The sequence below is a fragment of the Dysgonomonas sp. BGC7 genome (genome assembly GCF_001261735.1).
Lineage (GTDB): Bacteria > Bacteroidota > Bacteroidia > Bacteroidales > Dysgonomonadaceae > Dysgonomonas.
The window spans coordinates 630649-654953 of sequence record NZ_CVRP01000007.1; the positions used below are offsets into that span (position 1 = coordinate 630649).

Genomic DNA, 24305 nt, shown 5'->3' on the forward strand with positions numbered 1-24305 from the left:
TCTGATTAAGTCAGATTCTAGCTATGCTGGAATATTCTTTCCATAACAATATAATCGTATCCGTTTTTTGTAAATTGTTTGTCAGTTTCTTCATATCCGAATTTTTTATAAAAGTCTATAGCCTCTTTCCTCGAATTACACCACAGACGTTCTAGTTTCATATCATTGGCATAGTCTATAAGCCACTGCATGAGGGCTGACGCATATCCTTTTTGTTGCATACTGTTAAGAGTAGCTAGTTTTCGGAATTGGACATCTCGTCCGTGTAGAAAAATGGACATGACTGAAACCAGAGAATTGTTCTCATATACTCCGACATGAATAGCCCGATCATCGTCTTGTAGTTTTACAAAATCAACATCTTTCTCAGGGTACATTACTTGTTGGCGTATGGTTAAAACCTCTCCATAAGGAGCTTCGGATATTATCATAGTTTTTAGAATTTATAAGTTAGCATCAGACGACCTTCAGATGTATTAGAGAATACGTCAGAAAAATACTTGTAGTTCGTATCACGAGTATAATTGTAATAGATTCCGGTAAGAAACATGTGTCTGGTCAGTCTCAGATCTGCTCTGAGGCTGGCTGCATGAAGTATGGCTTGTGACCTATCTCCCTGATAATCGAATTCGTGGACGTCGATCGTATCCCAGTCTATATCTTCCGGATAACCTTTCCACGTAAACATACGATACATTTCATAGTTTCCGGAGATGCTTAGTCTATCTTTATAAGCGAGATTGAATCCGGCTTTAGTACTGAACCCACTAGCCAGATTATAGTTTCTTTGATCTACTTTATAATGGTCGCTGAGAGTACCTCCAAGTATAATTAAGTTAGAGTGTAGGAAAGCATCGAATGAGAAGCTACGGGTTCTGTTGCTTCTGTATATTAGCCCTACACCGGCTGATGCTGGTGTACAAAATTTATAAGGTATTTTGTTAGAAACACTTGAGATAGTGTCTGAATCATAATAATCGAAATGCTGATAAAATCCTAGACTAAGGAAATCTTTCTGTGTGTCTACCAGATCTGTGACATACAATCGGCCTATAATATTTAACTGACTGAGCAAAGGCTGCGAACTATGAACATTGAGGTTACCCTTAAATGTAAAGTAATCGTAAGGCTTTTCATTTTCGGCTGAAAATCTATCGCCATACTCTATGTTTACATCCATTGCAGCACCAACTCCTTTGTCTAATATCTCTCCTTTTAGTTCCAGAACACGTACTCCGGCAGAGACTTCAACACTCACATCCGGTACTCCGAATTGTTTTCCTGATGTAGAACGTCTTTTCCATGCATCGCCACTGATAATACGGCTGAGCCCACGCGTAGGAGCAATGATAAAACCGGCTAGCTCTCGGCCAAACCTATTTCTACCCGTTCTTCTGTCATCCAAAACAAGATCAGATGTGCGATAAAATACTTCCCCCAATGATAACCCTCCTATAGGGGTTGCTATAATGTCGTTTATAGAAGGATATTCATTTTCCATAAAAAGCTCCCACATTGCACTTCCTCCCAAAGCAAAAAGTCCGGACTCCCAATAGTTAAACCCATTAGAGCGGGCTGAATTGTAATATAAGCTACCATGATAAGGATGTAGAAACATATTTGTTCCCATCTGGTCGTTATCGAAAACAAAACCATGTTTAAGATTCTTTTTTATGGTATGAATATTGATATAAGCAAAGTCTGCTTTTTGGACATATCTGTCAAAAGCCCAAATACTCATATTCAATCCTACTATTTTTGACGCTGCCAGCCAACCATTCTTTTTAGAATAGTATGCAATGTCGAGCGAATCGGCAGGTTTGGGCGGGGCTACCTGATAGCGGATCGCGAACTGTGCATGCGCCGAAGTGGAGATTATAATTATTAAGAGGAAAACGGGGATTAGTTTGTTTCGCATTTTTACTCCGCATTATTTATTTTTATTGAGATGCAAATATAACAAAAACCCTTAACTATTGTTTAACAAATGCTAATTGCTCACCCTCTTTTTGTTTTTTACCTTTCATCTTGAATAATATTGGAGTATTTAGTTTACGGTTTATCTATATTTAAGTAGATTTGTATCTATGATAAAGCAAATAATGTTGGTTGGTGCTGGAGGGGCTGTAGGGAGTATCTTGAGATTTCTTACATCTGTTTTTGTTGCACGTATCGAACCTTTTCCTTTTCCGGTTGCAACATTTTTTGTTAATATATTGGGTTGCTTTTGTATTGGCCTTTTCGCAAACCTTATTCCTTCAAATAATCTACGGTTCTTGCTTATTACAGGTTTTTGTGGAGGTTTCACTACATTTTCCACTTTTGCTAATGAAACTTTAACGTTGGTAAATAACAACCATATACCCATTGCTGTTGTTTACGTAGTATCAAGCCTTGTATTTGGACTTGGAGCTGTTTGGTTAGGTATGTATCTTACAAAGTAAACAAATCGCAGATCTCTTAACGATATTTAATATTCTAATTTGTGAAATAACTACCTGTTATTCGTCTATATCATATAATCGAGAAATAATCCTATACATAATAATATGAACAAGCAATTATTAATTAGTTTACTCCTTTTATTGAGCATCGGTATGATGGCACAAAAAGCAAACAATAAATATGAGAATGATTGGAGCCGAATTGAGAAGTTCTTGGAGGAGTCTCTTCCCCAATCGGCATTGAATGAAGTAAATACTGTTCTGAAGAAAGCATTTGCCGAGAAAAATAATACTCAGGTAATAAAGGCTCTTATATATAAGAATAAATTGAATAGAGATATTGACCGTGACAGCGACAGTATTTATTCAGATCTTCAAACGCTTATTGTACAGACAAATAATGCTGTAGAAAAGGCTTTGTTGAATTCCATGTTGGCTGAGGTTTATTCTAATTATTATAGTGATAATAGTTGGCAGATAAACCGAAGGACGAATATTGCAGACTTTGTGCCGGAAGACATTAATGAATGGAGTGGAAATATGTTCCTTGATAAAATTATAGAAAACCTCAACTTGTCTATACAAGATATTTCTACCTTAAAAAAACATACTACAAAGGAATATGATGATATAATAAATCTGGGGAGAGATACTGAAATATATCCGACTATATATGACTTTCTCATGAAGCGTGCTATTGATATATCTAAGAATATCAATAGTATAAATTATGGTGATTCAGGACTAGAAAATACCGAAGTGAGTGTAGATGAGTTGGCTTTATTTGCTGAAGAATACACAAAACTGAATATAAAAACAGGAGCAGATAAAAAACAATCTGTATTTCTTTATTATCAGGAATATCTGAGAGATCTGCTCGGACGAAATCTTACTTCCACAATTATTCTTACAGAGATGGATAAGATAGACTTTATATCTTCCGTTTCCGGTAATTTTAGTGGTAAGCCTGCCCATGATGCGTTAGTACGTTTAGAGAAAAAATATGAGAATAATGAGACCAGTACAGAGGTTATTTCTAGAATTGTTAATTCGTACAATTGGGGCGAAATGTCCGTAGAGATTAATAAAGAGAAGTATGACTGGTTGAAGAAAGGAATAGATAAATATCCTGAATCTTATGGAGCAAGACTTCTGAAAAGAGATTTGGCTCTTCTCGAAACACCCGATTTACAGGTACGGGGAAAAGGTATCATATATCCGTCTAACTCAGTAAAAATAATACTTGAATATAAAAATACACAAGCGATATCTGATAAGCAGGATTTTAATCTTTACAAAATCGAAAAAGGGAGATATAGCCTTGTTAAAGCCTATCCAATGAGTCTTGCTTCGAAGACTACATATTTGTCTGACACATTAGCCCTTGACTTGGGTAAGCTTCCTGTCGGTAGGTATTGTTTATCAGACATCTCTTTAGATGAACTGAATAAAAAAGATGAAGATGTTGAAAGTGATTTTGTTTATTCCGGGTATAAATATAATCGGTTCGATTTTGTAGTAACCGGCCTTATTACTTTTTCTCGTAACAGCGCAAAGAGCGAATATGAAATCTTTGTTACCGATCGTATTTCCGGTAAGCCTCTTAAGAATGTGACTGTTACGGTGAAGCCTGTAAAAATGAAAAAGGAAGACGAAGACCCAATGCCTATCTTTTTGAAAACAAATACAATGGGAATTGCTACATATAAAGAAAAAGCATTGACAGAGAAGGGCTCATATCGTTATCAGGTTGCACAATATACTGTTGCTTTGGGAGCAGATTCTTGCCTACAGGCAGAATCATTATCAGAGAATTCGTATCGTTGGAGTGTGAATCAGCCACAGATAGACAAAGGTCCTATTATTTCGGTTCTCACAGATAGAAGTGTGTATCGTCCCGGACAGACTTTGTTCTTTAAGGCAATAGCAATCGATAATAACTCTAATGTTATATCAGATAAAGGATTTGTTGTAAAATTGATGAACCCGAATAATGAAATTGTTTCTCAAAAAGAGATAATAACTAACGATTTCGGTTCCATTTCGGGCGAATTTATCATACCTCAATCGGGATTACTCGGAAGATACCGAGTTGTTGTAGATAATAGTACAGCATCTGTTAATGTTGAAGAATATAAGCGTCCTACTTTCGAAATAACTTTCGACAAGATAGATAAGACATATTCTTTCGGAAAAAAAGTTATCCTCAAAGGTCATGCAAAGAATTTCTCCGGAGTAAGTTTGCAGGGGACTGATGTAAAATATACTATCACACGTGCCCAATTCAGTTTTTGGAACTGGAGAGGAGGCTACAAAGCTCCTTTTGACGATGGAACAGTAAAAACAAATGATGATGGTTCGTTTGAGATTTCGTTTACTCCCGAAGCCGGAGATGGTAAGAGTATGATGCGAACATCTCAACGACAGGTGTATTCTTTCGAAGTCACAGCTACAGTCACAGATGTGAATGGAGAAACCCAATCCAATACTTATTCTGTCACAGTAGGCAATGTCTCGATGGCAATAAATATAGAGGTGGAGTCGCAAGTGGAAAAGAACAGTGTTTATAAATTAGGTATTATAGCTAAAAATCTGCAAGGTGTTGAAATAGAAACCTCAGGATCATACACTGTGTCTTTATTAGATGACAATGATTCTATTCAGTCGAAAGTAAAAGAAGGTGCTTTTAGGTCTGGAGAGCAAGATGCTTTGAAATCGGTACTGAAAACGCTTCCTTCCGGAAAATACCGTATTGAGGTAAAAGCCTTGGATAGTAATGGTGTTGAGGTAGATGGTAAGACCGATTTTATTTTATTTTCTTACTCCGACAAAAAGCCTCCTGTGAAATCTGAAGGATGGCTAGTAAACAAAAATAATACTTTCACGAAGGATGACCGACCTGTAGAAATCATTTATGGAGTATCGGGTAAAGATATAAATGTTCTGTATCAGCTATATAACAATAATGGAGTGATTGAACGTAGGTTTATAAAATTAAGCGATTCCAATCATAGTTTCACTATTCCATATAAGCCGGAATATGGAGACGGTGTAAATGTCTCATTTACTTATGTTAAAAATGGAGAACTATATAATAAAGATGTAACACTGAAAAAAGAAGAGGAAAAAACAGATGCCAAGCTGAATGTAAAACTGGAAGTTTTTAGAGACAAACTTCGTCCGGGACAAGCTGAAACATGGACACTAAGTGTAAAAGATACTCTGAATAATACTGCTGTGGCCGAGGTTCTGGCTTCTATGTACGATGTGTCTCTTGACAAAATATATCCATATAGTGCTTGGTATCTTAACCGTCCGCAAAAATATCAGGCGGCTATATATTCTATGAATTATAATTATCCAAACACATATTATGCGAATAATGATATGTTCGCTCACTTCTCTCTTCGTCCGAGAATATCAGGGAATGGTGAAATTCCTCCTCCTCTTACCGGATCGGTTATGAGTGAGACTGTAAGACGATTCGATCAAATAAATTGGTTTGGTTATATGTCTCAGCCTTTTGATGAATATATACTTTCTAAGGAAGAAAGTGCAGATAAGAATAGTATATCTATTAGTGTTATGGATGCACCAGTTTATGCTAAAAGTATGGATGGATTGGTGTTACAGGAAAATGTTGTGCAAAAAGGATTGGGAGGGAATTTAGCTGCTGCACCTAATCTAAGATCTAAAGCTGAATTTTTAGATGATGGGGTAAATGTCGAGGAAAGTCATGGAAACATCCAAATTCGTCAAAACTTCAACGAGACAGCTTTCTTTTTCCCTCACTTGCGTACCAATGAAAAAGGAGAAACGCTGATTACTTTTACTGTTCCGGAGAGCAATACCACATGGCGATTCAGGGCTATGGCTCATGACAAGCGAAGTAGAGTAGGAGTTGTAGAACAGTTTATTGTTACACAAAAAGAATTGATGGTAACACCTAATATGCCACGCTTTATTCGTCAAGGCGATAAAACAAGCATTTCTGCCAAAATTTCTAATCTATCCGAAGCTGCTATTGCAGGGAATGTTTCTATCGAATTTTTTGATCCTGCTACAGAGAAAGCCATCGATTTGAGTATAGTAAATGCTTCTCAGTCATTCTCTGTCGAAAAAGACTCGTCTACATCTGCTTCTTGGACATTCGATGTTCCTAAAGATATTGAGCTTATTGGTTGTCGTATAGTAGCACAGAATGCTACATTCAGCGATGGCGAACAGCACGTTCTAGCTGTGTTGCCTAACCGTATGCTGGTAACAGAGAGTATGCCTATTGATATTATTAAGAGTGGAACAAGTACATTTACTTTCGATAAGTTATATAATAATAAATCGACCACATTAAGTAACTATAAACTGACATTGGAATATACTTCCAATCCGGCTTGGTATGCTGTACAAGCGTTGCCTACATTGAGTAATCCATCAAACGAAAATGCTGTTAACTGGTTCGCTGCTTATTATGTAAATACTTTGGGTTCGTCTCTTGTGCGTCAATACCCAAAAGTTGCTACCATGATAGAGGCTTGGAAAAAACAAGGAAGCGATAAGCAGACCTTAGTCTCCAAATTGCAAAAAGATGAAGAACTAAAGGCTGTACTCTTAGAAGAAATACCATGGGTGATGGAGGCTAAAAACGAATCGGAACAAATGCAACGTTTGTCTCTTTTGTTCGACCTCAACAACACTAAGCAACAAACAGATGCTGCGACAAAGAAATTGTCAGAGTTAATGAATGTTGATGGAGGATGGTCGTGGTATAAAGGTATGTATTCCAGCCGTGCTATCACTCAGTATATTCTTTATGGTTATGCTCGATTGCAGTTAATAGGGCAAGTAGAATACCCTCAAGAAATTAAAATGATGCAGATGGACGCCCTCAAATATGTAGACAAGCAGATATTGGATGATTACAACAGATTATCTAACAAGGATATGAAACAAGGGACTCCTTCTCTATCTACCAATCAGATAGAATATCTGTATGTGCGTTCATTCTATCGTGATATTCCTATCAATCAGGAAACTCGTCAGGCCGAACGTTTCTTTACTGCGGCAGCTACTCGTATGTGGACTAAACTAAGTTTGTACGAACGCTCTATATTAGCAACAGTACTGAAACGAAACGGAGAAAAAGAATTAGCCGACAAAATAATTAAATCAATCCGTGAGCATGCTGTAAATAATAAGGCTCAAGGTATGTATTGGCCGAATAACCGTAGCAATGTATTCATGTCGCTATCGGCTGTCAGCACACATACTTTCCTTATGGATGCCTTGCAGGAAAATGGAGCTTCGGTAGATGAGCTAAACGCAATGAAACGTTGGTTGTTGAATCAGAAACGCACACAGGTATGGGAATCTACGCATGCCACTATCGATGCTGTAAGTACTCTGCTTAGCTCTGGCTCCGATTGGTTTACAGGTGAAACTACTCCTGTTGCTATAACTATGGGTAACAAAAAAGTGGAACCGCAAAATCAGGAATTAGGTACAGGCTATATCAAACAAACTTGGGACAAATCGGAAATAAATAATAATATGGGGAAAGTAGAAGTAGCTACTCTGGCTTCTGATCCCGCCTATGGAGCTTTATACTGGCAATATTATGAAGATATGGATAAGGTAACAGCTCAGAAAGGAAGTTTGAGCATTGAAAAGAAACTGTTCAAGGAGAATGTTACAGCTTCTGGAAGCAGCCTGTCTTCTATCGATGATAGTGGTTCACTCTCTGTAGGAGATAAAGTTGTTGTACGTTTGACAATACGTTCCGATAAGGATATGACATTTGTTCAGTTGAAAGATATGCGGGCTCCGTGCTTCGAACCTATACAGACAGTGTCAGGAGTTAAATGGTCTGATGGATTAATGTATTATCAAACATCTAAAGATGCATCAACTAATTTCTATTTCGACTTCTTGCCTAAAGGCACTTATGTATTAGAATATGCCGTATATGTAAATAGAACAGGAGAATATGCTAATGGAGTATCTACTATACAATGTGCGTATGCACCTGAATATATATCACATACCCAAGGAGTAAAAGTAGTTGTAAAAGAAAAATAATGAATAGAGAAATACCTTACACACTGATTATATTGCTATTCGTCTTTTCTTTTATAATGTGCGGAAACGTCAATAGTAAAACCGAAGATGGAGAAGGAAATAAAGAATTAGCCGAGAAAAAAGCTGCTTTTGCCCGTTTGAAGGCAAAAGCAGACTCGGCACAAGATTATATTAAAAAGAAAGGTCTTAATCAGAAATACTGTATTTTGATCGACTTTAGCATCCATTCGGGTAAAAATCGCTTTTTTGTTTGGGATTTTGCTAATGATACAATTAAATATACAAGCCTTTGCTGCCATGGTTATGGTCTGAAGAGTACTCATCTCACACCCGTATTTAGTAATACAGAGGGAAGCTATTGTTCCTCTTTAGGCAAATATAAATTAGGTATACGTTCATATAGCAACTGGGGGATAAATGTACATTACAAAATGCATGGATTGGAAAAGACAAACAGCAATGCTTTCAGACGAATGATAGTGTTGCATTCTCACTCTCCCGTTTCGGAAAAAGAAATATATCCACGGCATTTACCATTGGGATGGAGTCAGGGGTGTCCTGTAATCAATGATAATATAATGCGCAAAGTTGATATATTGATACAAGAAGAGAAGAGCCCTATTCTGATATGGATTTATATTTAATTAGATTTTTTATTACTTATCTCAAGCTTTATTTTAAAAATGTATAGTGTGAAATAATGTAAAAAAAATGAAGATCGTATTTTTTATTACTACATTTGTATGATTTTATCACAGAGAGAACTTTAGAAACTACAATTTAACTAATTAGAAAATAGGAATATAAAATGAAAAAGGTTGTATTTATTTTATTTGCATTAATATTATCAACAGGGTTTATTCTTGCACAAGAAGGTAAAAAAGTACCGAAAGCAGTTTTCACTGAAACAGTACATGAATTTGGAAAAGTATCGGAAGATGCGGGTACGGTGAGTTGCGAGTTTAAGTTTAAGAATGCAGGCACAGCTCCTCTTATTATACAGAGTGTAAAAACATCTTGTGGCTGTACAACACCTAATTATACAAAAGAACCGATACTACCGGGAAAAGAAGGTTCTATAAAAGTTACTTATTCTACAGTTGGCCGTGTTGGAACATTTAATAAAGAAGTTACAATATTTACTAATGTACCTGATTCTATTTATAAAGTGAATATAAAAGGTGAAGTTATTAGAAAATAAGAAAATAAAAACTAATAGAGTGGGGTATATCCAATAGGGTATATCCCTCTTTTTTTCTCGATAAAAATGAATAAATTAAAGTATGTACTAATTCTTATATTAGCAATAGGAACAGTTAAGGCACAAGAGGTAGATGTCTATCCCTCTGCTGTTAAGAAGCTACTTCGAGTCTATCCGTTGTCGATAATAAGCTTTGATGGTACACATTTAATTATGGATGATGGTAGTAGGGTAAAATATGAGAAAAGTGTAGGAAAAGCCCATAAGGATTTAATAAAGAGTGACCTCGTAGAAGATATGTTTGTATATAAATATGAGAAAGGAGTAGTGAAAGACTTACCGAAGAATCATGATCCGGGAAGAATACGAAGCGAAATATTATTTAAACGAATGTATGGAGCTACATCTGAAGAAGTACAAAAACATCTCGTGACAATAGTTTGGTGTCCCAACTTGATAAATCAGAATCTAAAAATCAGCCAAATAAATGGTGTAGATAAGCAACTTCAAAAAGTTTCGGATGAGCTGGATAAACATACCGAATTAAGAGACTATTTATATAGTGCCGGCACTTTCAATTGGAGAGAAGTGCGGGGAGCAAATAGACTAAGCCCTCATAGTTATGGTATTGCGATAGATCTCAACGTTAAGTATTCAAACTTTTGGCAATGGGATTGTCATTGTAAGGCGGAAGATGCCGATTTGATATATAAGAATCGTATTCCTCAATTGATTGTAGATATATTTGAAAAATATGGATTTATCTGGGGTGGCAAATGGTATCATTACGATACAATGCATTTTGAATATAGGCCAGAATTACTATTAGAAGAAAAAGAATGACATTAGATATAGTTTTTATAATACTGGGTGTAATATTAATGATTGCAGGAGTTGTAGGATGTATTGCACCGATATTACCGGGACCTCCTCTCAACTATGTTGGAATCATATTGTTGCATCTGACATCAAAAGTTGAGTTTTCTACTTACTTTTTGCTCGTTTGGGCTGTTGTTATAGTATTGGTTCAAATACTCGATTATTATATTCCTATATGGGGAACTAAGAAATTTGGAGGAGGATCGAAAGGTGCATGGGGTAGTGGGATAGGCATTGTATTAGGCTTTTTCTTTTTCCCTCCCTGGGGCATTATTATTTTCCCTTTTATTGGAGCTGTAGTAGGGGAGCTTATAGATGAAAAGGAGTTTAAAGTTGCTCTTAAAGCTGGTTTCGGTTCTTTCCTTGGTTTTCTTACAGGTATTGTAATGAAATTGGCTGTTGCCTTAGTCCTTAGTTATTATTTCTTTAAAGAATTATTGACGGCGTATTTCTAATATTGCATATTGATATATAGACAAACTATACTGAAAAATAAAAGAGGGATTAATCACAAATTAATCCCTCTTTCTATATTAAGCTAAGTCTTATTATTCCTGAGCTAGTTTCTTCTTACTGTGTTCTTTTTTGAAGATACCCCATGCTATTGGAGTAGCAACGAATACAGATGAATATGTACCAATGAAGATACCGATAAAGATAGCAAACGTGAAGCTACGGATAGTATCGCCACCAAGCAAGAAGATACAGAATACAACAAGCATAGAGCTTATAGATGTATTTAATGTACGACCCAATGTTGAGTTCAGAGCCTCGTTTATAGTTTCTGTTATATCACGCTTAGGATATATATTCTTTATTTCACGTATACGGTCAAAGATAACAACCTTATCATTGATAGAGTAACCTACCACTGTAAGTACCGCCGCTATAAAGGATTGGTCAATCTCCATAGAGAATGGCATAATCTTATACAACAATGAATACAGAATAATAACCATAATGGCATCGTGCATAACTGCAATCAAAGTACCTACCGAGAATGCTATGTCGCGGAAACGTAATAGTATATATAGTGCCATAAATACAATGGCAATGAGTACCGCTACAGTAGCTGCTGTCTTTAAATCGTCGGCAACACTTGGTCCTACACGTTGAGAACTTAAGATGTAATCATCGATAGTTTTTCCTGCCGGAATAAAACCTTTTGCAGCCAAAGCGGTAGTCATTTTGCTTCTGATTTCTGCTTCCACAGCATCAGTAGCTTCTTCTACCTTGTAGTTTGTTGTTACACGAACCTGACTGCTTGTCGAAGACTGGCTTGCAGAACCACTGGTAAGAACTAATACTGTCGATCCTTCAAATTCAGGTACTAATACTTTCTCCATATCATCGGCATTTACTTTGTCATCGAAACGTACAATGTAGTTACGTCCTCCTGTAAAGTCTATACCTCCGTTTAATCCGTTGATGAATAGTGAGGCTATACCTGCAACTATCAAGACTATAGAAATAATGAATATGTGCTTAGTTAATCCTAAGAAATTGATATGCGTTTCTTTGAATATTTTCTTAGAAATCGCTGTTACAAACGTAAGGTTTCTTAGTTTGCCTTTTTCAAACATATATTCATAGAATATACGAGTTAAGAATACGTTTGTGATGAACGATGCAATAATACCTATAATTAATGTTGTTGCAAAACCTTGGATAGCTCCTGTTCCGAAATATGCCAAGATTATAGCTGTGATAACCTGTGAGGCATGTCCGTCAAAAATTGCTGAGAAAGCATGCTTGTATCCGTCTACAACGGCTGTTTTCACATTCTTGCCGGCTTTCAATTCTTCTTTTGTCCTTTCATATACAAGTACGTTGGCATCCACTGCAAGAGCAAGAGCAAGTACAAGTCCCGTTATACCCGGCAATGTCATTACAGCACCAAATGCCGCCAATATACCTATTGTAAAGAATAGATTGATGATCAGTGCCGTGTTAGCGATCATACCTGGTATAAACCCATAAACAAGACAGATATATAGCATCAGTATAACAAGTGCCAAAACAAATGATGCAATACCTGCTTTGATAGCCTCTTGTCCTAACGATGGACCTACTACGTCCTCCTGAACGATACTTACTCCGGCTTTCATTTTACCCGATTTAAGCACGTTCTCCAAGTCTTTAGCGTCTTCAACAGTAAAGTTACCTGTAATCTGAGAGCGTCCACCCTCAATTTTATCATTTACATTAGGAGCGGAGTATACATGTCCGTCTAATACGATTGCTATACTTTTTCCTTTTTCAGCTCCTGTAATAGTTGCCCAACGCTGAGTTCCTGTAGAGTTCATCTGCATATCCACTTCCCATGCAGCACTATGCTGAGATTGGTCTGCTTTAGCCGATATTACTACCTCTCCATCAAGAGCAGCTCCTTTTTTCACACCGTCTCCACGAAGAGAATACAATGCAAATAAAGTCTCTCTTGCATCTTCAGCTTTAAATCCCCAAGCAAACTTCAAATCACTAGGGTATAGGTCTCTATATTTATATAGTATAGTGTTTATTGCAGCTGTGTCATTTCTGTTTACATAACCAACAACAGCTCCGTCGTATGGCAATCTTTCTAGCATTTGATCTAGTGGCTTAGTAAAGCCGAGTGTTCCATTTTCAGCAACAGCTACATTTACTGTAGAATCACTTACTACAGCAACCGAATCAGATGCAGTTTTGTCTACATTAGCTAAAGCTTCTTTCGATCTTTCCGAAATTGCTCCTATATAGCCTTGTATTTCACTTGATTTATATGTTTTCCAGAATTCAAGATTTGCACTACCTTGTAGTAGTTTTCTTACACGATCCGGTTCTTTGATACCTGGTAGTTCTATCAATATACGCTCTGCTCTATCCAATTTTTGAATATTAGGCGCAACAACACCAAAGCGGTCGATACGTGTGCGTAATACGTTGAATGAATTATCTGCTACACTTTGTAGTTCAGATCTTAGAACAGATACTACTTTGTCGTCTTTGTCTGTAGGCGTAATCTGATCTCTTAGTTTTGTGCTGAAAATTCCGGCTAGTTTATCATTACCATTAGCAGCTTTAAACTTTTCTACAAAAAGAGTAATATAGTCTCGGTTACTACCTTTATGATTTTCATCTGATGCAGCTTTTAGTGCATTGATGAAACCTTCATTTTCGGTATCTCCAAGTGAGTTTAATACGGCAGCCGCATCTACTTCTACTATAACACTCATACCACCTTTAAGGTCTAATCCAAGTCCGATTTCTCTTTCGCGACATTCCTTAAGGGTATAACCCATTTTTTCGCTGAAGTTTAACCAAACTTTTTCTGTCGACATCGAGTCCAGATAGTGGTTGTAATGTTTATTGTACAACTCTTCGTACAATTGCTGATTGTCTTTAGCTTGCTCCGAAGCGTATGTTGCGGCATATTTCTCTGCTTTACTATCGTAACTTTTTGTTACAAAAGTAAAAGACAAGTAAAATAGACACACCAACGTGAGGAGGATGGAAAATGTTATAACAAAGCCTTTGTTTTGCATTTTGAATTTTACTTTTTGTTATTTACTTATTTATTATTTCTATTTTTCTTTTCTTACAAAGAAAACGGGTATATACCTTAAGCTCTCTTATATAACAGCGCTAAACTAAGACATATACACATTTTCAGGCGTGCAAATATAATCTTTTATTCTTTACAAATCATAATAAAAGATAAAGAAAATGAGCGACTAGACTAATTGATATGTATATTAGTTAGTCTCGTTTTCTTATCTCTGCTCTTTTTATTTTTCCACTTATAGTTTTTGGCAATTCGTCAACAAAATCTATAATACGGGGATATTTGTATGGTGCGGTTACTTGCTTCACATGATTTTGTATCTCATGTTTCAAATGATCATTAGCCTTGTCTTTATAGTTTTGAGCTAGTACAATCGTTGCTTTTACCACTTGTCCGCGTATGTCGTCAGGTACTCCTGTGACAGCACATTCTACAACGGCGGGGTGTGTCATTAGTGCACTTTCTACCTCGAAAGGCCCTATTCTGTAACCTGAACTTTTTATTACATCGTCTATTCGTCCAACAAACCAATAGTAGCCATCTTCGTCGCGCCAAGCCACATCTCCGGTATGATAAACGTCGTCGTGATATACCTGATCGGTTAGAGCCTTATCCCGATAATAGCCCATAAATAAACCAAGAGGCTTTATTTTGTCTGTTTTTATAACTACTTCTCCTACTTCTCCGTCTTCTACCGACCGACCATCGGGAGCTACCAGATCCATGTCGTAGGCCGGATTTGGGATTCCCATCGACCCGGGTTTGGGTTCTGTCCAGGGAAATGTCACTATCGTCGGTGTTGTTTCGGTTTGGCCAAAAGCTTCCATCATTTTTATTCCTGTGGCACTGTAGAATGCCTCAAATACCGATGGGTTTAATGCTTCTCCTGCTGTGGTTGCATATTTCAGAGAGGTCAGGTCGTAATGAGACAAATCTTCCCGTATCATAAAACGATAAACTGTCGGAGGAGCACAGAACGATGTCACTTTAAAGTTCTGTATCAGATGAAGCATTGCCTGAGGTGTAAATTTTTCATGGTCGTATACCATTACAGCAGCTCCGGCAATCCATTGTCCATATACCTTTCCCCATACAGCCTTTGCCCATCCTGTATCTGCAACCGTTAGATGAAGGCTTTCTTCATTCAGGTTGTGCCAGTATTTTGCCGTTACTATATGTCCCAGAGGATATGTGTAATTGTGGATTACCATCTTAGGTTCTCCTGTGGTACCCGAAGTGAAGTATAGTAGGAGTATATCTTCATTGTTGTTTACATGTGATGGGCGAACAAAAGGTTTGGCGTTTATTAGCCCTTTATGGAAATTGTCCCATCCCTTGGGTGTTGAATCACCTCCACATACTATCCGATGTTCTATTGTTGGCGATTCGGACATGGCATCGTTGATGTGCTGTATTACTATTTCGTCATTTACACTAACTATTGCTTTTATACTAGCAGCATTGTTACGATAAATAATATCTTTTTTTGTTAAGAGGTGAGTTGCCGGGATCGCTACAGCACCTATTTTGTGCAGGGCAATGATTGCGAACCAGAATTCGTAACGACGCTTTAATATCAACATCACCATATCGCCTTTACCTATACCGAGCGATTGGAAGTAAGATGCTGCACGGTCGCTTTGTTCTTTTATGTCTGCGAAACTGAAATTAATATGCTCTCCCAGATCGTTAGCCCAGCAAATAGCTCTTTTGTCAGGATTTATTTTGGCCCATTCGTCTACAACGTCATATGCGAAATTGAAATTGTCAGGGACATTTACATGGTAGTTCTTGGCAAAATCTTCGGCCGAAGTGTAATTGATTTGTTTTAAAAATCTTTCTAACATGTCTTGTTAGTTTTATATTAATCTATAGGTTTATATATTGTAAAGGTTAGTATTGTAACACTACAATACCACTACTATAATTCTTACTTTCTTTCCATCTAGAGCTTTCATCCCGTGTGGTAAGCTAGAGTCGAAGTATAGGCTGTCTCCCTCTTCCAGAATCAAGTCTTTTTCATTTATTTGGAGCAGCATGCGGCCTTCCAGCACCATGTTGAATTCTTGCCCGGTATGACGACTGTGATGTATTTCTATGTCATCGGCTTTGGGTTCTATAGTAACCTCAAATATATCGGCTTTTCTGTTGTTGAACCCACCGGCAAGAGTTTGATAATTATAGTCCTCAACTCGTTTCACGGCTAGTCCTTTCCCTTTTCTGGTCAGAAAGTAACTACTCATGCGAGGTTCGTCGGCAAACATCAGAATGCTGAGGTCTATGTTGTGAGTAATAGCAATGCCTTTGAGGGTACTTATGGTGAGATCTTTTTCACCTGATTCGTAGCTGAGGTATTCTGATACAGGTATATTGCACGATTGAGCAAATTCCTCAACGGTCATATCCAGTGCTTCGCGCAGACCTTTCAGTCTCATCCCGATTTCTTTTGGCTCTGTATTCATCGTTCTTTATTTTTGTATTTCTGTATTCTCTTTCTTTACGGCCGGAGGGGTAGTTACAAGTTGCTGTATGCTTTTGGGTATAGAGCTTTTAAATTCTAGTGTTTCTCCGGTGAAGGGGTGTTTTATTATTATTTCGCGTGCATGTAATGCTATGCGTTTTATCGGATTGTTCGATGCTCCGTATTTCTTATCTCCTACTACGGGGTGTCCTATCGACTGCATTTGTATGCGCAACTGATTTTTTCTTCGTGTTTCCAGTTCGAGGTCTAATAAGGAATAGCGACCGGTGGATTTTATTAATTTATAATGTGTTATCGACTTCAATCCTCCGTTGTCGTAAGACGATGACATCATAACAAAGTTTTTGTTTTCGGTGAGCCAAGAAACGATAGAACCCTCTTTTTCTTCAAGTTCACCTTCTACAACGACGGAATACGTATCTGATTTTACCAGACTGTTCCAGTTTTTCTGAAACATCTCTTGCAATTCTGCGCTTCTTGCAAAAACAAGAAGACCCGAAGCCTCCCTGTCGAGTCTGTGAACGACAAATACTCTGGCGTTTTTGTTTTTCTTTTTCACATATTCGTTCAACATACCGTAGGCGGTGCGTACTTTTTCTTTATCGGTAGATACAGACAAGAATCCGGGCTCTTTGTCTACTACTATTATATCGTCATCTTCAAAAACAATTTTTAGCCCTTGTAGCCGTTTTTCTTTTCTCGATTGGTCAAATTTCATTACAGAAACGTTATCTCCCTTATGCAATTCGTGATTGTATTGTGTGATAAGCTTTCCGTTAACCTTTATTTGCTTGTGGGCTAATAATGATTTGACTGCATTACGACTCTTTCTCACTTTTTGCTCTACAAGGAAATCAAGTAATTCACAAGTCTGGCTTGCTTTCAATTCTTGTAGTGCTATATCTCTTTTCGATGTATTCCCCATTATAATGAATGTATAAAATTGAAACAAAGGTATGTTTTTTTATTGTATAGAAGCACTTAGGGTAATTGATAAATTATATTGTATAATGAAAAAATAAGTTGTGTCTCGGGTTTCTGGTATTTCACAGTGCGGAGTTTGAGGCTGTTTTTATTAAAATCTGTGATCCTGTGTTAGGATGGCATAATTTTATCTATAAACGAGTCCCTGTAACCTCCAAAGAAGGCTTCGGACAAAGCTGATATGGTTGAATAATGATAAATGAAAAAATGGATATAAAGAGTACAAATTTGTCAGGTTTTAGTTAAAATTGTATTTCATAGTAACTCTACAGACAGATGTTTCAGAGAAAGAGAACTGTAAATTTGTGTCAATATTTAATCTGTTATATAAACTAAAGCTTTATCTTAGAAATAATATTCGCGTGTTTTTACTTTATGTATTTAATATATTTTACTAATTTTGCAGGCTGAAATTTAATCGCTTATTTTAACTATTAAATATTGAAAATGAAAGCATTTGTATTTCCAGGGCAAGGAGCTCAGTTTGTAGGAATGGGAAAAGACCTTTATGAAACATCTCCTGTTGCTAAAGAAATGTTTGAAAAAGCAAACGAGATATTAGGGTTTCGTATTACAGATCTTATGTTTGCAGGTACAGACGAAGATTTGCGTCAGACTAAAGTAACACAGCCTGCTATTTTTCTGCACTCTGTAATATTAGCTAAAACTATGGGTGCGGATTTCAAGCCTGATATGGTTGCAGGGCATTCTTTAGGCGAGTTTTCGGCATTGGTTGCTGCTAATGCTTTGTCTTTCGAAGATGGTTTGAAACTTGTATATAAACGTGCTTTGGCTATGCAGAAAGCATGTGAGATGAATCCTTCTACTATGGCAGCTGTGCTTGGACTAGCCGATGCTAAAGTTGAAGAAATATGTGCTTCTATTACCGACGAAGTAGTGGTTCCGGCTAATTATAACTGTCCCGGACAGATTGTGATCTCAGGATCGAATGCAGGCATCGATAAGGCATGTGAGCTATTGTTGGCTGCCGGAGCAAAACGCGCTCTTAAATTGAAGGTTGGTGGCGCTTTTCATTCTCCATTGATGGAGCCTGCAAAAGTAGAACTTTCGGATGCCATAAATACAACAGAAATTAATGCTCCTATATGTCCGGTATATCAGAATGTATCGACTAAAGGAGAAACTGAACCGGCGACAATAAAAGCTAATCTTATTGCTCAATTAACAGCACCAGTAAAATGGACTCAGTCTGTGGAGCATATGGTGGCTGACGGAGCTACAGATTTTATAGAACTGGGACCTGGTAATGTACTTCAGGGTTTGGTGAAGAAAATAGCTTCGGATGTAACAACCAGCGGAAAGCAATAACTAAAAATATACAGATGGGTTGTGAGTTATGAATTGATTTGTAACTTACAACTCATTTTCTTTAATACATAAATAGGTATGGCATTTTTTTCGGGAAACAAACAGGCTGACGATCAGGACGAAACTGCAAAGAATATATTCCTATTCGAACTTGTTCAGAAAAATATATTGGTAACAGGAGCCAAAGGTCAGTTGGGTAGCGAACTTCAACAGATTGCTTTACATCATGAGAATAATTTTCGGTTCTTTTTTACCGATGTTACAGATCTTGATATCACCGATTTGAACGCTATAGATAGATATGTAAAGGAAAATAATATAACATATATAATCAATTGTGCTGCTTATACGGCGGTAGACAAAGCCGAAGATGATATAGAGTTGTGTTATAAAATAAACCGTGATGCCGTAAAGAATATTGGTATTGCAGCCGTAAATAATGCTGCAAAAGTTATTCATATATCGACAGATTATGTTTTTGATGGAACAGCATCTCAGCCTTATACCGAGACGTCGAAGTTGAATCCTCAATCTGTGTATGGGAAGTCGAAACAAGAAGGGGAATATCTATTGATGGATGCTTGTCCTCAAAGTATTATAATTCGTACAGCATGGTTGTACTCCATTTTTGGTAACAACTTTGTGAAAACAATGATGAAATATGGAAGGGAGCGTGAAGAGCTGAATGTTGTCTCCGATCAGACAGGTACTCCTACTAATGCGGCAGACTTGGCTCAGGCCATTGTTAGAATACTTGACTATAGCGAAGCCAATGAATTCGTTCCCGGAATATATCATTATTCGAACGAAGGAGTAACCTCTTGGTACGATTTTACATTGGCCATACATCGAGATGCGGGAATAAGTTGTAAGGTGAATCCGATAACAACATCTCAATATCCGACCAAAGCAACAAGACCTCAATATAGCGTGCTTGATAAAACTAAAATAAAGAATACATTCGGATTATACATACCCGAATGGGAAAATAGTTTGAACATTTGTGTCAAAGAGTTGTTAACCAGAGAAGGTAACTGATCTGTATTTATAAGAATAAAAATGAAAAAGATATTTTTTTTAAGTATCATCTCTTTAGCTTTATTTTCCTCTTGCCAAAATAAATCGAAAGACTCTAATAATAAAATTGCTGAGCAGATAGAATCATTAGATGTTCAACTAAATGATACCGTTTTGGGCAATAATTTTGAGCATATAGATTTCGACAATATATCGCACTTGACTAAAGCCCAGTATGATAGTTTGCAATTACAAAAAGTGAGTGGACTGGAAGGATATGATATTTCATATCTTTCGATGGGAGATGTTTTGTTGCAAAATACAAATGGCCGAATTCTGACAATACAGGTTATAACCGATGGCGAAATAACAGAGTATCTTCTTAGTTACGATAATCAAGGGAATCTTATAGATAATATGATTGTTGCGTACGAAGATATGGTCGAGTATTACAGTCATGTCTCTACATCTATCAATTCGAACAAGGTAACTGTACAAACGATTAATTATACCTATTCCGATCCACAAGGTAATCCTGTGGAGTTGTCGGATACAGCGATTGTGAAGTATCAAATAACTCCTGAATTTAAGTTTATTACGGATTAATGTTTTCAATACTGGTTCGTTTTATTATCTTTTCCTAATCCGTTTGTACCTAATATTTAATACTGCTTCTTATTGACTTGTATAATATTTTGTATAGTTTTATTAGGCAAATAGGTGGAATATGGAGATCTAAAAACTAAAAAAATCTATTCGTATATATAAGACATCGGATAGTCTTCGCTTTTTTTACTACTTTTGCACCTTTAAGATTGAATTTAGATGAGCGAATTGAAAAAAGAGATCCATAAACGGCGAACTTTTGCTATAATTAGCCACCCCGATGCAGGGAAAACAACTTTAACCGAAAAATTATTGCTGTTTGGTGGTGCTATACATGTGGCAGGAGCTGTGAAATCGAATAAGATAAAGAAATCAGCCACATCGGACTGGATGGAGATAGAAAAACAGCGTGGTATTTCTGTCGCAACCTCCGTAATGGGATTCGAATATAACGATCATAAAATAAATATACTGGATACACCCGGACACCAGGACTTTGCTGAAGATACATATCGTACACTAACGGCTGTAGATAGCGTAATTATTGTGGTAGATTCTGCAAAAGGGGTAGAGGCACAGACTCGTAAACTAATGGAAGTGTGTCGTATGCGTCATACTCCTGTAATGATCTTCCTCAACAAAATGGATAGAGATGGTAAAGATCCTTTCGAGTTGTTAGACGAGCTGGAAGACGAACTCAAAATAAATGTATGTCCCCTGAGTTGGCCAATCGATAGCGGTCAGCGATTTAAAGGAGTCTATAATATTTTCGAGAAAAGATTGGACCTGTATACTCCTAGCAAGCAAACTATAACAGAATCTGTAGGGCTGAAAGATATAAATAGTCCCGATCTTGAAAAATATATAGGAGGTTCTCTTGCCTCGAAACTACGTGGCGATATTGAACTCATAGAAGAAGTGTACCCTCATTTAGATATTGATACATATTTGAAAGGAGAGGTTGCTCCTGTCTTCTTTGGATCAGCATTGAATAATTTTGGAGTAAAAGAACTCTTGGATTGTTTTATTCAAATAGCACCTTATCCGCGCCCAGTGGAAGCTATTGAACGTGTCGTAAATCCGGAAGAGGAAACTTTTAGCGGATTTATATTTAAGATTCATGCTAACATGGATCCTAACCACCGTTCTTGTATTGCTTTTGTGAAAATCTGTTCCGGCAAGTTCGAGCGAAATGTGAACTACAAGCATGTGCGATTGAATAGAATGCTCAAGTTTTCGTCTCCCACAGCCTTTATGGCTCAGAAAAAAGAAACTGTAGACGAGGCTTATGCCGGAGATATTGTCGGATTGCCTGATACGGGTAATTTTAAGATAGGAGATACTCTTACTGCCGGAGAAAATCTACATTTCAAGGGACTTCCTAGCTTCTCTCCGGAAATGTTTAAATACATCGAGAATGCGGATCCAATGAAGTCGAAACAACTGCAAAAAGGTATTGATCAGTTAATGGATGAAGGTGTTGCACAGTTGTTTACTAACCAGTTTAACGGACGTAAAATTATAGGTACGGTAGGACAACTACAGTTTGAGGTCATCGAATACCGTTTGCTACATGAATATGGTGCACAATGTAGATGGGAACCTATCAGTTTATTCAAAGCCTGCTGGATAGAAAGCGACAATGCCGATCAGTTAGCCGATTTTAAAAAGAGGAAATCTCAGTATATGGCAAAGGATAAAGACGGAAGAGATGTCTTTCTGGCAGATTCTAACTATGTATTAATGATGGCTCAACAGGATTTTAAAGATATAAAGTTCCATTTCACATCGGAATTTTAAGATGACTAAGATAAAATTGGTAATAGACGAAAAATATCAGGATATAGATGGCTTCATAGAAGGACTTCCTATGTCTTTCTTGCAGTCAGGAGAGGTTGTCTATTCGGGACGCAACCTGATTAAAACTTTCGAGGTAGGAGGCTTTAAATTGAATGTGAAATCTTTCAAGAAGCCCCTGTTTATAAATCAGGTGATGTATGCAACCTTCCGAAAATCGAAAGCTAAACGTTCGTATTTATATGCCCATATGTTGAAAAAGGATGGATTTCATACACCCGATCCGGTTGCCTATATGGAACTTAAAAAATATGGATTACTGAAGTATAGCCTATACATATCAATACATGAAGAATTTGATGGTATGATGCGGGAATTGCTGCATGGTACCGTTACCGACCATGAAGAACTTATCAAAGAGTTTGCAGTATATACTGCCCGATTGCATGAAAAGAAAATACTTCATCTTGATTATTCTTCCGGTAATATTTTATATAAAAGACACAACAATAAATATACATTCTATCTCGTTGATTTAAATAGAATGAAATTTAACAAAACGATTGATCTTGATACTGCATGTTTCAATTTTAGAAGACTTTGGGGAAGCGATGAAATGATGGCGCTTTTTGCAAAGGAATATGCTAAAGAGCGAAACTTTGATGAGACAACTTGCTTAAATAAGATATTTGAATATCGTAAGAAATTCTGGGGCTCGTTCAAAAAACAGCACCCAGGGGCTACACCTTATATAGGCTAAAAAACACAAGTTATGAGAATCGGATTTGATGCAAAACGAGCCATTTCAAACTTTACGGGGCTAGGTAACTATAGCCGCTTTGTAATATCTAATTTAATGAAATATTATCCCGACAATGTTTATAAACTGTTCATACCTAAACTGCCTCAGGATAATAAAGATAAAGTACGTGAAGCAATAAACGATGAGAATGTATATTCTCTTAAGAATACTCATCGGCCATTTTGGCGAACTATTGGTATTGTAAAAAATATAAAGGAAGAAAATATTGATTTATATCATGGCCTTAGCAACGAACTTCCATACAGAATAAAGCGGACAGGTGTAAAAAGCGTTGTTACTATACACGATCTTATATTTCTTGTTCACCCTGAGTTTTATTCGCTTGTTGATCGTTCTATCTATAATGTGAAAGCAAAATATGCCTGTAAAGTTGCAGATAGAGTTATTGCTGTGAGTGACTGCACCAAGAGAGATATTGTAAAATATTATGATATTGATCCTGCAAAAATAGATGTTGTATATCAAGGATGTTTTCCTATATATAAAGAACGGGCAGATGAAGTGAAAAAACAGGAAGTGCGGCAAAAATATAATCTGCCTGAGGATTTCATTTTGTCGGTAGGTAGTATCGAAGAACGTAAAAATATATTATTAGCAGTAAAGGCATTGAAACGAGTGCCTGATATTCACTTTGTTGCCATAGGAAAGCATAAAGAATATGCCGATAAGGTATTGCGTTACGCTGATAATAATGGATTGTCCGATAGGGTTCATCTCCTAAGCAATGTTCCCCTTACCGATTTGCCGGCGATATTTCAGATTGCGAAACTGTTTGTATACCCATCTTTGTATGAAGGATTTGGTATTCCTATAATTGAGGCTTTGAATTCAGGAGTTCCGGTTATTGGTGCCAAAGGATCTTGTCTTGAAGAATCGGGAGGGCCGCATTCAGTATATGTCGATCCACATGATGATGTAGAATTGGCTCAGCAAATAAATAACTTACTGGCAGATACCGAAATGCGTGCTACTATGATAAAAGAAGGATTGAAGTATGTAAAACGTTTCTCAGACGAACAGTGTACCAACTCTTTAATGACAGTATATGATTCGGTAGTCTCTTCTATATAGACCATTTAAGAAATGATTAAAATAGAAATAGCCTCTGTATATGTAAAATACAG

Annotated in this window: 18 protein-coding genes; 12 read left to right on the forward strand and 6 right to left on the reverse strand. The window is 36.9% G+C overall.

From position 1 onward, the window contains the following. Positions 1-17: 17 nt before the first annotated feature. On the reverse strand, positions 18-431 hold the full coding sequence (locus BGC7_RS07960) for a GNAT family N-acetyltransferase (protein WP_050701017.1): 414 nt from the start codon (positions 429-431) through the stop codon (positions 18-20). Between the two features lie 5 nt (positions 432-436). Beyond that, the gene (locus BGC7_RS07965; RefSeq protein WP_050701018.1) at positions 437-1918 is read right to left on the reverse strand and encodes a DUF3943 domain-containing protein; all 1482 of its coding nucleotides are present in this window, start codon (positions 1916-1918) and stop codon (positions 437-439) included. 169 nt (positions 1919-2087) lie between these two features. Between BGC7_RS07965 and crcB the strand changes: the two genes are divergently transcribed. The 6 genes from crcB to BGC7_RS07995 all read left to right on the forward strand — a co-directional run bounded on the left by crcB (position 2088) and on the right by BGC7_RS07995 (position 11054). Continuing rightward, a complete protein-coding gene (gene crcB / locus BGC7_RS07970; protein ID WP_050701019.1) occupies positions 2088-2444 on the forward strand; it encodes a fluoride efflux transporter CrcB in 357 nt (118 codons plus the stop codon). 105 nt (positions 2445-2549) lie between these two features. Continuing rightward, positions 2550-8519: an alpha-2-macroglobulin family protein gene (locus BGC7_RS07975; RefSeq protein WP_050701020.1), complete on the forward strand. Its 5970-nt coding sequence runs from the start codon at positions 2550-2552 to the stop codon at positions 8517-8519. Then, complete coding sequence (locus BGC7_RS07980) at positions 8519-9163, forward strand: murein L,D-transpeptidase catalytic domain-containing protein (RefSeq protein WP_050701021.1); 645 nt, start codon at positions 8519-8521, stop codon at positions 9161-9163. The genes BGC7_RS07975 and BGC7_RS07980 overlap by 1 nt, the downstream gene beginning before the upstream one ends. Before the next feature lie 164 nt (positions 9164-9327). Continuing rightward, positions 9328-9720, forward strand: a complete 393-nt coding sequence (locus BGC7_RS07985; protein WP_050701022.1) for a DUF1573 domain-containing protein — start codon at positions 9328-9330, stop codon at positions 9718-9720. A 66-nt stretch (positions 9721-9786) separates the two neighbouring features. Beyond that, positions 9787-10563: a M15 family metallopeptidase gene (locus BGC7_RS07990; RefSeq protein ID WP_050701023.1), complete on the forward strand. Its 777-nt coding sequence runs from the start codon at positions 9787-9789 to the stop codon at positions 10561-10563. Beyond that, entirely contained in the window at positions 10560-11054 is a 495-nt protein-coding gene (locus BGC7_RS07995; RefSeq protein ID WP_050701024.1) for a DUF456 domain-containing protein, read from the forward strand. The genes BGC7_RS07990 and BGC7_RS07995 overlap by 4 nt, the downstream gene beginning before the upstream one ends. A gap of 93 nt (positions 11055-11147) precedes the next feature. On the opposite strand, the gene secDF is transcribed toward BGC7_RS07995, so the two are convergent. From secDF to BGC7_RS08015, 4 genes are all read right to left on the reverse strand, one after another. Beyond that, complete coding sequence (gene secDF, locus BGC7_RS08000; RefSeq protein ID WP_050701025.1) at positions 11148-14123, reverse strand: protein translocase subunit SecDF; 2976 nt, start codon at positions 14121-14123, stop codon at positions 11148-11150. 214 nt (positions 14124-14337) lie between these two features. After that, entirely contained in the window at positions 14338-15990 is a 1653-nt protein-coding gene (locus BGC7_RS08005) for an AMP-binding protein (RefSeq protein ID WP_050701026.1), read from the reverse strand. Positions 15991-16050: 60 nt separating this feature from the next. Further along, a complete protein-coding gene (locus BGC7_RS08010) occupies positions 16051-16605 on the reverse strand; it encodes a helix-turn-helix domain-containing protein (protein ID WP_050701027.1) in 555 nt (184 codons plus the stop codon). Between the two features lie 6 nt (positions 16606-16611). Then, positions 16612-17550, reverse strand: coding sequence for an RluA family pseudouridine synthase (locus tag BGC7_RS08015; RefSeq protein ID WP_050701028.1), 939 nt, complete (start codon positions 17548-17550; stop codon positions 16612-16614). A 506-nt stretch (positions 17551-18056) separates the two neighbouring features. On the opposite strand from BGC7_RS08015, the gene fabD reads away from it, so the two are divergent. From fabD to BGC7_RS08045, 6 genes are all read left to right on the forward strand, one after another. Further along, positions 18057-18938: an ACP S-malonyltransferase gene (gene fabD, locus BGC7_RS08020; protein WP_050701029.1), complete on the forward strand. Its 882-nt coding sequence runs from the start codon at positions 18057-18059 to the stop codon at positions 18936-18938. A gap of 78 nt (positions 18939-19016) precedes the next feature. Further along, positions 19017-19976 carry a dTDP-4-dehydrorhamnose reductase gene (gene rfbD / locus BGC7_RS08025; protein WP_050701030.1) on the forward strand — a complete coding sequence of 320 codons (960 nt, stop codon included), beginning with the start codon at positions 19017-19019 and terminating at the stop codon, positions 19974-19976. Between the two features lie 21 nt (positions 19977-19997). Next, complete coding sequence (locus BGC7_RS08030) at positions 19998-20561, forward strand: hypothetical protein (RefSeq protein WP_050701031.1); 564 nt, start codon at positions 19998-20000, stop codon at positions 20559-20561. Positions 20562-20780: 219 nt separating this feature from the next. Then, positions 20781-22361 (forward strand): peptide chain release factor 3, encoded by a 1581-nt coding sequence (locus tag BGC7_RS08035; RefSeq protein ID WP_050701032.1) that lies wholly within the window; start codon positions 20781-20783, stop codon positions 22359-22361. 1 nt (position 22362) lies between these two features. Then, positions 22363-23118, forward strand: coding sequence for a lipopolysaccharide kinase InaA family protein (locus BGC7_RS08040; protein ID WP_050701033.1), 756 nt, complete (start codon positions 22363-22365; stop codon positions 23116-23118). Between the two features lie 12 nt (positions 23119-23130). After that, positions 23131-24252 carry a glycosyltransferase family 4 protein gene (locus tag BGC7_RS08045; RefSeq protein WP_050701034.1) on the forward strand — a complete coding sequence of 374 codons (1122 nt, stop codon included), beginning with the start codon at positions 23131-23133 and terminating at the stop codon, positions 24250-24252. The last annotated feature ends 53 nt before the right edge of the window (positions 24253-24305 follow it).